This is a genomic window from Rothia sp. 11273D007AR, from assembly GCF_053547255.1.
In genome coordinates, this window is the sequence record NZ_JBPPWJ010000017.1 from 38,901 (window position 1) to 46,917 (window position 8,017).

4 protein-coding genes are annotated in these 8,017 nt (G+C 59.8%); 2 read left to right on the forward strand and 2 right to left on the reverse strand.

The window, feature by feature from the left end:
* The first annotated feature begins 16 nt into the window (after positions 1-16).
* Positions 17-2,473: an MMPL family transporter gene (locus tag ACED88_RS09695; RefSeq protein ID WP_449109465.1), complete on the forward strand. Its 2,457-nt coding sequence runs from the start codon at positions 17-19 to the stop codon at positions 2,471-2,473.
* Positions 2,474-2,595: 122 nt separating this feature from the next.
* On the opposite strand, the gene ACED88_RS09700 is transcribed toward ACED88_RS09695, so the two are convergent.
* Together ACED88_RS09700 and ACED88_RS09705 are read right to left on the reverse strand one after the other, a co-directional pair.
* Positions 2,596-4,098 carry a catalase gene (locus ACED88_RS09700; RefSeq protein WP_237184947.1) on the reverse strand — a complete coding sequence of 501 codons (1,503 nt, stop codon included), beginning with the start codon at positions 4,096-4,098 and terminating at the stop codon, positions 2,596-2,598.
* An 86-nt stretch (positions 4,099-4,184) separates the two neighbouring features.
* Entirely contained in the window at positions 4,185-4,733 is a 549-nt protein-coding gene (locus ACED88_RS09705) for a Fur family transcriptional regulator (protein ID WP_449107627.1), read from the reverse strand.
* A 964-nt stretch (positions 4,734-5,697) separates the two neighbouring features.
* Between ACED88_RS09705 and ACED88_RS09710 the strand changes: the two genes are divergently transcribed.
* The coding region (locus ACED88_RS09710; protein WP_449109466.1) for a sigma-70 family RNA polymerase sigma factor at positions 5,698-8,017 on the forward strand (2,320 nt) is incomplete at its 3' end.

Below are 8,017 nucleotides of genomic sequence, written 5' to 3' on the forward strand. Positions count from 1 at the left end.
CTTCAGGAGTTCCCCCATGACAGGCGCCCTGCGCACGCTCGGCCTCACCGCGGCTCGTCATGCCCGAGCCACCATCGTGATATGGCTGGTACTTCTGATTCTTGCAGCCGTTGGGGCACTGACCCTAGCACGCGGTGCAACGGCTAACTACACCATGCCGGGGGCTTCTTTTGAAGCTGTGCGGGAAGACCTTCAAGCCAAGATTCCCGACAACGGTATCTCTAGCGGCTACGTGGTTCTTGAAGCCGACAACGGTTTCGATGACACCCAGAAGCAGGCAATCGCCCAGGCTGTTACTACGATCGACCAGCTGCCCGAGGTTGCTGGTTCCCTTGACCCCTTCGTGGCAGCAGATGCGGTGACCCAGGCGTCCGTACAACTTGAGGACGCTAAAGCCCAGCTGGCCCAAGCCAAGGCGCAAATTGATGAGGGACAGGCCCAGCTAGATGCCGCTAAAGCAGCCCTACCTCAGGGGCTGAGCTCAGAAGAAATTGCGGCACTAGCCCCCGACCTGGCGGCTCAAGAAACCGCCCTGGCGCAAGCCCGCACCACCCTGCGATCCAACCAGGATAAGGTCGATGCTGCCCAGCGCGAACTAGATGCGGCGGCCGATACGAACACGGTGAGCGAAGACGGTACCGCAGCCATCGTCAATATCGCCTTCAACCAAGACACTAACTCCCTGCCCACCTCGGTGCGGGAAGAAGTCTTTAGCACCTTTGACACGCTCAAAGACACCGGCCTGACCGTCAACTATAGCTACGAACTCGACCAAGACGTCAGCGACGTCTTCGGTATCTCAGAAATTATTGGCCTGGTCGTAGCCTTTATCGTCCTGCTGATTACCCTGGGGGCGGTCGTAGCCGCCGGTCTACCCCTGGTGCTCGCCCTCATCGGGGCCGGGACCGCCGTTGCCCTGGTGTACACCAGTACTGCCTTCATCGGTATGACCGCCACCGACCCCGTCCTCGCCCTCATGCTGGGTCTTGGCGTCGGTATCGACTACGCCCTGCTGATTCTCTACCGCTTCCGCGAAGAACTGCGCGATGGAGAAGACGTGCTGGACGCAGTAGGCACCGCCAACTCAACAGCAGGTCACTCCGTGCTCTTTGCTGGAATGACTAACATCATCGCGCTGTCTGCCCTTTGCCTGACAGGCCTACCCTTCCTCGCCATCATGGGCTTCGCCGGTGCCTTTGCCGTAGCCCTCGTCGTGGCTTCCTCGCTCACCCTGGTACCGGCCGTCCTGAGCCTGCTGGGCACCCGTGTCCTCACCCGCGCTCAACGGGAGGAACTGAAACAGCTCAACCTGGCCCGCACCCAGGAAATCCAGGTACCCCGTAACCGCCGTGAAGCCTTCGCCGAAATCGAAGCTGCCTACAAGGGCTGGGGAGGCTTCGTGACCCGCCACCCCATTGCTATGACCCTCGTTTCGGTAGCTGTGCTGGTACTGGCGATTATCCCTACCACCTCCCTTCGACTAGGCCTGCCCGACGGCTCATACCAGGCCACCAACTCAACCTCCTACCAGGCCTACCAGACCATCTCCGAAAAGTTCGGTGAAGGCGTCAACGGGCCTATCATCGCGGGACTTACCCTCACCGTCCCCGGCGACGAAGCCCGCCTGCGCGATGTCGCCCTCGACGTGGCAGACCGCCTCAAAAACAATAAAATCGAAAGCGTCGCTATCGTCGCTACCAGTGACGACAACGCCACCGCCATTTTGGCCTTCTTCCCCAGTGAAGGGCCCTCGGCAGACAGCACCCTCGCCACCGTTCATGCCATGAACGACAAACTGGAAGCAACCGAAAAAGCTACCGCAACCACCATCGGCCTGACCGGCTCCACCGTAGCCAACATCGAGATTTCAGAACGTATCTCAAGCTCTATCCCGCTCTACCTCGGGGTCGTGATTGCCCTTTGCCTGGTCCTGATGGCCTTTGTCTTCCGCTCCATCATCGTGCCGGTCATGGCCACTATCGGCTTCCTGCTGTCTACCCTGGCATCGTTCGGAGCCGTCGTCGCTGTTTACCAGTGGGGCTGGCTAGCTGACATCTTCGGTGTTACCCAGCCCGGGCCTATCCTGGCCTTCCTGCCCATCCTGCTCATCGGCATCCTGTTTGGCCTCTCGGTCGACTACCAAATCTTCATCGTCTCGGGCATGCGCGACGCCCACCGCAAGGGCCACTCGGCAGGCGATGCCGTCGTACTGGGCTACAAGCAGGGTGGAGCCGTTGTGACTGCCTGCGGCGTCATCATGGTCGCTGTTTTCGCCGGATTCATCTTCTCCCACCTCACCGCAGTGCGCCCCATCGGCTTCGCCCTAGCCCTGGGCGTTGCCATGGACGCCTTCCTCATCCGCACCACCTTCATCCCCGCCACCATGTATATGCTGGGTGAAGCTGCCTGGTGGTGGCCTTTTGAGAAGAAGGAACGCGACGAAGAAGACGCCCCCAAACACATTGCCGAATAAGGTACAGAGCAAGGCCTAACCCCGCCAGCTTTCACCAGCACTACAAAGCCGCCCCCGACGTCCTTATCCAAAAGGACGCCGGGGGCGGCTTCTTCACGACAAGCTAGGCTCGACCGCAGACCTTAGGTGGTCTGGGGAGTGGGCTCGTTGCTCTTCTCGTTGTTGTGCTTGTAGGCTTCACGGACGCGGGCACCGAGCTCTTCGTGGACTGAATCCCAGTACTTGAAGGCACGCTCACGAATCTCGTCAGAGACAACAGCACCAACGTGGCCGGCGATGTTCTCGACCAGACGGGCCTTAGCAGCATCATCCATGACATCGGCGTAGAGGGTGCGAGCCTGGCCGAAGTCGTCGTCCTCAGCGTGCAGGGTAGCAGCAGCGCGAACCAGAGCGCCGTCAGCTTCCCAAGAACCCTCACCGGCGCGGGCAGCGTCAGCGTGGGGGCCACCGAAGGTGTTGGGGGCGTAGACGGGGGTGTCGGGGCTGTTGAAGGTGTAGCGCATAGCGCCGTCCTGGCTGTAGTTGTTCACTTCAGCGTTCTTCGCGTAGTTGACCGGCAGGTCAGCGAAGTTGGTGCCAACGCGGTAGCGGTGGGCATCGGGGTAGGAGAAGATACGGCCCAGCAGCATCTTGTCGGGGGAAGCTGCAATACCCGGAACGAAGTTAGAGGGTGAGAAGGTAGCCTGCTCGATCTGAGCGAAGAAGTTCTCGGGGTTCTTGTTCAGGGTCATCTTACCCACCTTGATCAGGGGGTAGTCGGCGTGGGGCCAGACCTTGGTCAGGTCGAAGGGGTTGAAGCGGTAGGTCTTGGCGTCCTCGTAGGGCATGACCTGAACGTAGAGAGTCCATGAGGGGAACTCGCCGCGCTCGATAGCCTCGTAGAGGTCCTGACGGTGGTAGTCAGCGTTTTCGCCAGCGATACGCTCAGCGTCAGCACCGGTCAGGAAGTCGTTGCCCTGGTCGGTCTTGAAGTGGTACTTGACCCAGAAACGCTCACCTTCGGCGTTGATCCACTGGTAGGTGTGTGAACCGAAGCCGTCCATATGGCGCAGGGTAGCGGGGATGCCGCGGTCACCCATGAGCCAGGTTACCTGGTGGGCTGACTCGGTGCGCAGGCTCCAGAAGTCCCACTGCATGTCGTTGTTGCGCAGGCCGTTGCCGGGCAGACGCTTCTGGGAGTGAATGAAGTCGGGGAACTTGATGGCGTCGCGGATGAAGAAGATGGGGGTGTTGTTACCGACCAGGTCGTAGTTGCCCTCGGTGGTGTAGAACTTCACCGCAAAACCGCGGGGGTCGCGCCAGGTGTCGGGTGAACCCTGCTCACCGGCAACGGTGGAGAAACGAATCAGCATCTCGGTGGATACACCGGGCTGGAAGAGAGCTGCGCGGGTGTACTTGGAGACATCTTCGGTGGTCTCAAAGACACCGAATGCGCCGGTGCCCTTAGCGTGGACAACGCGCTCGGGGACGCGCTCGCGGTTGAACTGGGCGAGCTTTTCGACGGTGTAGGCGTCGTGCAGGACGATGGGGCCGTCGGCACCTACGGTCAGGGAGTCGTTGTCTGAGGCAACGGGGGCACCCTGGGTGGTGGTGGTAAATGAACCGGGCTTAATCGGGTTGTTCATTTTTCCTACTTTCCTGTGTGGGGTTGTTTTCTGCTTGTCTCTAGGGGCGGTTCTAGTAGTCAGGCAGAGGGTGATGACGCTCTGCCCTAGCTGGCCAGTGCCTGGTTGGCAGCTGCCTGCTGGGCGAGGGCCACTTCTTTTTCGTCGGCATTTTGGCAGTCGGCGCAGATGCCTCGGTAGAGCACATCGGCGCTGAGAAGTGCCATGCCGTGAAAATCGCTGGGGGTCAGGCAGGGGGCTGCCCCGACGGCACAATCCACGTCTTCGACCCTGCCGCAGCGGATGCAGTAGGCGTGGTGGTGGTTGTCGCCGGTGCGGGTCTCGTAGAGCCCTGCTGACCCCGGTGGTTCGAACTTGCGGAGCATGTTGATGTCGGTGAGGTCGGCAAGGACGACGTACACCGACTGTACGGTGATGCCCGGCAGTTCCTGGCGGACGGCGGTAACAACGGCGTCTGCGGTGGAGTGGGGGTTATCGTGCACAGCGGCAAGTACGGCTAGGCGCTGCTTGGTGACGCGGCGTCCCTTGGCTCGGAGCTGGGCCGACCAGGCTTCTTGGTAAGCACTAGCAGGGGGCTCGGTGCTGCCGGGGATGTGGCTGCAGCCGTTGGCTCCGAGGGTGCTCGTTGTTGACATCATGTCACCATAATATCTTTATTCTGAGTCTTTCACAATAAGGTGAGGCTGAGGATTGCCTCAGGGTTGGCTGGGTCCCCCCCCTCATTGAGGGCGCCCAGTTGGTGCGCCCAACCTTCCCTGCGCTGGGCGCTGTTTGCCCGCGTCCTTGCCACTCGTTGGGGCTGTGGTGCCGCTTCATTCCTCCAGAATCTAAAAAGTTTTTAAAAACTTCGCGTTGTAAAAAGGCTTGTCAGCGGCGTATTTAAGGGTTGGTGAAAAAGTTTTTTAAAAAAACTTCCTGTTTTCGCGTCATGAAACGGGCCCCAGCCACTCTTTATCTATGACAGCGAAAAACTGTCGGGTGTGCCTACCGGTTTCATGATCGCCTGGTAGCGCACCACCCCAATTTGCTATGGGAAGCAGAGCGGGGAACAAGGGAATAAAACGTGCCCGTCAATCGTGGGGATTCGACGAGCACAACGGCGCCTCCGTTGGGACTAGGGGAAAACAGCCCAACGGGCAGGGAGCCAACACTGTGATGTGTTAAGGTGCAGAGCCGCCGCTGCTGGAACTTATCGAGCGGCTCTGCCCACCACACGCCAAAGCAGCCCCACCGCACAGGGCCGTTCGCGGGTTCTGTGCTCGGGCAAATATACACAACCCAATACACTTTCAGATGCTTTCGCAGGCACTGAAACGCTAAGTGCCAACACTGTTCGTGGGTGGTGGCGCACAAGCTACACACTCACCGCCAAGCGGGGGTGCCTCCAGGGAAGGGCGCCGCCGTCACTCAACAGAGGGTAGAGAGGCTCGCACCGCTTTACCGCTAGGGACAACATCAGCCCGGCTCCTGCAGTCCGTAAGGAGCCGGGCTGCTGTTGTTCTTTCCACAAACTACTGCACGCGCGGCAGAATCCCGATAGACTAATAGAATGCCCCACCACTCTAACTAGGGGTAACTCGCATAAACCCAGGGATTTTCATGCAATCACACAACACCGCGCAACCAGCTACTGGCGGCCCCACCGACGAGCTGTTGCTCTCGGACGTCCGCGAAGGCAAGCTAGATTCGTTCGGCGTTCTGTATGAACGTTACGTGTCAATGGCTCGTGCCATTGCTTATAAGCACACCTCTAACAACACCCTCTCAGAAGACATCGTCTCGGAAGCCTTTGTGCGTGTGCTCCAGGCTCTCAAAAACGGTAAGGGCCCCCGAACATTCATGGGTGGGTACCTGGCCACCACTATCGCCCACCTGGCAGCGGAAAACGGGCTCATTGCTCAAAAGGAAGTTCCTAGTGAAGAGGAACACCTGGAGTCAATGGGTTCGCTGGACGAAACCGTCTTGAAATTACATGAGTCCGATGAGCTCATCAGTGCCTTTACCGGTTTGCCGGAACGTTGGCAGACCGTGCTCTGGATGACCGAGGTTGAAGATAAGAAGCCTCGCGAAGTTGCCCAGACCATGAACCTCTCTGCCAACGCTGTTTCGGCGCTGGCAACCCGTGCTCGTGAGAGCCTTCGCGAAGGTTTCTTGCGGGCCCATCAGAACGCGCCGAAGACCGACGAATGCGCCCAGTACTCACCTCACCTGAGCTCTATGGTGCGTGGCTCCCTGACCAAAAAACGTAGCGAAGCCTTGCGTCTGCATCTGTCGGTGTGCTCCTATTGCACCTCGGAATATCTGACCCTGGCCGGTATCAACAAGTCCATGCGCGTTTGGGTTTTCCCCGTGCTGGCGGGCTTGGTGCCCGTTATTACCGATGGTTCCAAGGTGCTGCTGCCCTTCCTTGCCGGTGGCGTAGCCGGTGGGGCAGCCGCCGGTGCTGGAGCTCAGAGCGGTCTCTTCTCAGGGCTGGGGGGCGGACGCTGGACGCCCGGGAGCCAGGCTTTAGCGGGTGCTGCCGCTGTCGTAACCGCTATTGGTGCGGTTGCCGGTGGCATGGCTCTGGTCAATAATTCTTCGGCAGGGTCGGCGGTCATCAGCGCAGACTCTCAGCTGCAGACTCCGAAGGCTCAAGCAAATGAAGAAAATTCTGGAGTCACCGATAGCCTGGTGAATGAGCCCCAGAATGTTTCTAGCGGTATGACCGCTGAAACCCTTCGCTCATCTGTGGCTGCTAACGGCCCTTCCGCAGTGCAGGGGAATAACAGCGCTAACGGCGGGGGCCCCACAAATTCTTTGGCCCAGGCAGCGGGTTCAGAAAATGCTACCTCCCAGCAGGTCGATGCTGACCAAGGCAGTAACGCTGCTACCCCGGCAGCTAGTAGTGGCGAAACCGAACCTGCTGTGTCGGCAGGTAGCCCATCTGTCCCTTCGCAGGGGAACGCTGCGCCCGTTGCTGAGCCGGTTGCAGTGCAAGTCCCCAATGCTAATCCTGAGCTGCCTGGCGCCCCTGAAGCACCTGCTAATCCTGTAGAGCCTAGTGCTCCAGTAGCTCCTTCTGCCCCTGTGGATTCGGCTATACCCGGTGAGCCGGTTGCGCCGACTGATCCTGTAGGGCCGGTGGCCCCTGTGGAGCCCAGTACACCAGAGCCTGAAGCTCCTGTGGTTCCTACTGAGCCGACCGCGCCTACCGAGCCTGAGGCACCGGTTGAGCCGGTCGCCCCGGTTGTTCCTGTAGAACCTGAAAGTCCGGTAGAGCCGGTGGCTCCCGTTGAACCGGTGGTTCCTAGTGAACCTACAGATCCGGCTGAACCTGTTGAACCGACCGATCCTGTTGAACCGACTGAACCGGTTGACCCTGTCGACCCAGTTGAGCCTGTTGAACCGACTATTCCGGTTGAACCTACTGACCCGGTTGAGCCTGTTGAGCCGACCGAGCCTGCTGGCCCGTTCGTTCCGGTTAACCCTGTAGAGCCGACTGATCCTACTACTCCGGTCGAGTCAGTTGAACCGACCGACCCGACAGTTCCCGTTGAACCGGTTGACCCTGTCGACCCCACGGTTCCCGTCGACCCGACTGACCCGACCACTCCGGTCGAGCCAGTTGAACCTACCGACCCGACTGTTCCGGTTGACCCGACTGTTCCGGTTGAGCCTGTTGACCCAACGGTTCCTGTTGACCCAACTGACCCGACCACTCCGGTCGAGCCAGTTGAACCTACCGACCCGACTGTTCCGGTTGACCCGACTGTTCCGGTTGAGCCTGTTGACCCAACGGTTCCTGTTGACCCAACTGACCCGACCACTCCGGTCGAGCCAGTTGAACCTACCGACCCGACTGTTCCGGCTGAGCCGACCGTTCCGGTAGAACCTACTGATCCGGTAGAACCTGTTGACCCAACTGACCCGACCACTC